At 39.2% G+C, this 3393-nt stretch carries 3 protein-coding genes and 1 pseudogene; 1 reads left to right on the forward strand and 3 read right to left on the reverse strand.

Annotation, left to right across the window (positions count from 1 at the left end):
• Window positions 1-4 precede the first annotated feature (4 nt).
• Window positions 5-1759: an ATP-binding protein gene (locus AB4135_RS20945; RefSeq protein WP_371995364.1), complete on the reverse strand. Its 1755-nt coding sequence runs from the start codon at window positions 1757-1759 to the stop codon at window positions 5-7.
• Window positions 1760-1781: 22 nt separating this feature from the next.
• On the reverse strand, window positions 1782-2315 hold the full coding sequence (locus tag AB4135_RS20950) for a heme NO-binding domain-containing protein (protein WP_371995365.1): 534 nt from the start codon (window positions 2313-2315) through the stop codon (window positions 1782-1784).
• A gap of 277 nt (window positions 2316-2592) precedes the next feature.
• Between AB4135_RS20950 and AB4135_RS20955 the strand changes: the two genes are divergently transcribed.
• On the forward strand, window positions 2593-3171 hold the full coding sequence (locus AB4135_RS20955) for a lecithin retinol acyltransferase family protein (protein WP_371995366.1): 579 nt from the start codon (window positions 2593-2595) through the stop codon (window positions 3169-3171).
• A 57-nt stretch (window positions 3172-3228) separates the two neighbouring features.
• Here AB4135_RS20955 and AB4135_RS22225 read toward each other — a convergent pair.
• Window positions 3229-3393: pseudogene (locus AB4135_RS22225) on the reverse strand (3-oxoacyl-ACP synthase); the annotation flags it as partial.

Here is a 3393-nt window from a genome sequence, read left to right on the forward strand (position 1 = left end):
AAGATCAACAGCCCCTAGTTGTATCAAGTATTTGTCCCCATTTTATCAATGCGGTCTTAATGTCATCCTGTTGGTAGGGTTTACTAATTATCTCATCCATCCCACATTGGTAACATTGCTCAGTTTCAACTGAAGTGGTACTGGCTGTTAATGCAATGATTGGTTTTGTATAGCCTTGCTCACGCAGTATACTGGTTGCTTCAAATCCATCAACGACAGGCATTCGGCAATCCATGAATACAATGTCGACGTTATTGTCGGCTAAATAATTAATTGCTTCTTGGCCGTCATTTGCAATAGTGGGGGTAATTCTGAATTTAGATAAAATCATCTCTATCAGCATTTGATTAACTTTACTATCTTCTACTACGAGAACCGTCAGTTTTTCAATTGGGTATTCAACTTGAGGTTGATCAATATCTATCGCTGTTTTCTGTGAGCATTTTAACGGCAGAGAAACTTTGAAACTACTTCCCTCACCAAGAATTGAACTTAAAGAGATTGTGCCATTCATCTCATCGACCAATTGCTTACAAATAGCAAGCCCTAGACCAGTGCCTTCAAAGGAGCGGTTACTAGAATTATTAACTTGAGTAAAAGGTTCAAATAGTGTGGCTATCTTACCTTCAGGGATCCCACAGCCTGTATCTTGTACGTTGAAATGAAGCTGTTGTTGTTCCCATGTGATATCGACTTTAATTTCACCTTGCTGGGTAAACTTTAGGGCGTTACCAATGAGGTTTACGAGGATTTGTTTGATCCTATCAGGATCTCCAAGCAACATTTGAGGAATATGTTGCTGCACATTAAAAGTAAATGTGAGGCCAAACTCTTCAGTACGTTGTTTGAAAATATCAAAGATCATTTGGCATAATTTAGCTGGCGCAAAGTCGACCTCGACAATTTGCAGCATGCCGGCGCTCATCTTACTTAGATCTAATAAGTCATTGATGATGACTCTTAACAGCTCTCCAGATTGATGCATGGTATTGAGAAGTTGCTGTTGATAGCTCGACAGCGTGGTATCAAGCATAAGCTCCGCAGAGCCTAATAGTCCATTTAGAGGGGTTCTCAATTCGTGGTTAATCATCGCAACAAAATCGCGAGTCGATTGCTCTGAGGATTCAGCCCTTAATTTTTCCTTAATCGTATTTTCGAGGAGTTCTTGTCGTCGCTGGGCTGCACTAATCATATCGCAAAATAACAGTAGCTGTTTCTCAATGGTATTTTGCCATGAATGAGGTGATTCAATGACCAGTGTTAAACTGCCTAAAACACTATTTGAAGTCTTGATGAGTAATTTTATTTGTTGACGGTCTTCTGACCAATTTAATATTTGGTTGGCGGTTGATACTTGTTGTATTAGTGATTTATCACCCGCGATAAAAGTATCATATTTGTTTTCTTCAGTAGGAGACTTGAATCGAATGCGGCTAGCTCTGATATTTTCTATACCAATGAGATCATCCAATAGCCGCTGCAACAAAATATTAGAGATAGGTTTTTGCAAAAACAATTGATTATAGTCGAGTAAGATAGATTCAAGATAAGTCTTAAAATGGAGCAGGGCGATACCTTGCTTTGACTCCTCTTTAACATTGACTAAGGAATCTTCAACCAGTTGCTTAGCGCTGTATAATTCTCGACTTTTTTCTTCCAATAGAGCTTCAGCTGCTTTTTTTGCAGCTTTTTCACGGGCTATTTTTCGGTTTAATAGCTCTATTTTTGTTGTTAGCGCTTGGATCTCTTCACTCGGCATAGACTACTTATTGACCTAATAGCTAAACGTGCGTGATGGTAAAGCGCACTTCAGAACTGTCTTTAACAAGCGGTTCCATGATTATCTCTACCTTTTCATTGAAATGCTCTGCGCAGCCTTGAATTAAGCCTAAACAAACGTGAGACATACAGCGCGCCGAAACGTAATCCATTACTAACTGACTTTCTGTTGCTGAAATAAAATTAAATGTCGGAGGGTTAGCGTTTTGGTAAAGTTTTTTAACTTCAATATGGATGTACTCTTCTACACTCTTGATAAAGTCAAAGGTTGAATCTGACTTGCCCGCAAGACCAGGCATACTATTGAATAGTGTGATAAAAACAGATTTGCCATAGATCTCTTGCAGATCTTCTATCGATACTCCAGTGAGCTTGCTTAAACTTACAATGAGTTTAATCAAATCGTGGTGATCATAAGTGCCAACACTGGTATAAACACCGTCATTTTGGTTTTCATCGAGCATTTTTTGACAAATTTCTAAACCGAAAGAGTCTTCAACTAACTCTAAAAACTCTGCAAAAATGATTCCTTTCATAGATATCTCCTCATTGCACTGCTTCTTATTAAAGTAGTGTATTAATTGATTATATTCAATGCTTGTGTATGACTAAACATCTAACAAATTTACGCTTTAGTTTAAATATTCTTCCGTTTTAGTTGACGATAAAGTCACTGTAATTCTTATCGTCGACACTAAATGGGTTACCGTAATCAGCAATAAGCAAGTTTTGGTTACACTTTTTGGCTTCTGCTGACTAGAATTGTTGTATAGCTTACAGAGTATTAGATCTATTTTAGCTAGAGGAAACTGTATGGCATTACCCTTGATATGGTTAGGTGCAGCTGCAATAGGTGCGGCTTTGGTTGCTGAGGAACGCAAAAATCAGAAGGATATTGCCCACAAGCGCATGCAGGGCAAGGCTAAATCTGCTCATTCCCATGGAGACAGTGCTGAACTTGCTCCTAGTTTATGGCATACAGGTGATAAGAAGGTTGCATTAGAGCCTGGTGCTATTATTTGTTGTTTTGTCTTTGGCGTTATTGAGCATACCGGTATTTGGCTTGGTGAGGACACCTTGGTTGAGCTACACGGTAGTGGGCTAGTCCGGGCTATTTCGATTGAACGATTTCTTGCAGGAAGAAGCGGTAGCAGAGTCTATCAGGCATGTAATCACCTGCACCAACCATTAGTTGGCAATAACGTATTAGAGCGGGCTAAGGAAGCTATATTTAGCTATCGAGAATACGACTTACTCGATAATAATTGTCATAGATTTGTTTGCTATTGTTTGACTGGAGAAGAAAAAGCTCTGTCTAGTTTTAGCAAATTGAATAATGAAATCGGCAGTTATTTTAAAGAAGCTATTTATTGGGATGAAGCGATTATTTGATACAAAAACACCGACTCATTGCGTCGGTGTTTGTTGGTGTTTAACGAGTGGCTAAAGCTACTTACAAAAGTGCTTCACAGCTTTGCTGACTAGTTCAATACCCGTTTTATCACAAGGAGGCAGCTCAGCATCACTGACTTTTAGAGGGGTGACTCTATCGCCCCACTTAATTAAAGCCGCTGCTGAGGTTAAACCAGCACCAAACGCACACGATAGAATCGT

This window comes from Shewanella sp. 10N.286.54.B9, from assembly GCF_041468565.1.
GTDB lineage: Bacteria > Pseudomonadota > Gammaproteobacteria > Enterobacterales > Shewanellaceae > Shewanella.

Excerpts from the sequence above, each read along its gene's own strand:
- AB4135_RS20945 (WP_371995364.1), bottom strand. The coding sequence starts at position 1,759 with ATGCCGAGTGAAGAGATCCAAGCGCTAACAACAAAAATAGAGCTATTA.
- AB4135_RS20950 (WP_371995365.1), bottom strand. The coding sequence starts at position 2,315 with ATGAAAGGAATCATTTTTGCAGAGTTTTTAGAGTTAGTTGAAGACTCT.
- AB4135_RS20955 (WP_371995366.1), top strand. The coding sequence starts at position 2,593 with ATGGCATTACCCTTGATATGGTTAGGTGCAGCTGCAATAGGTGCGGCT.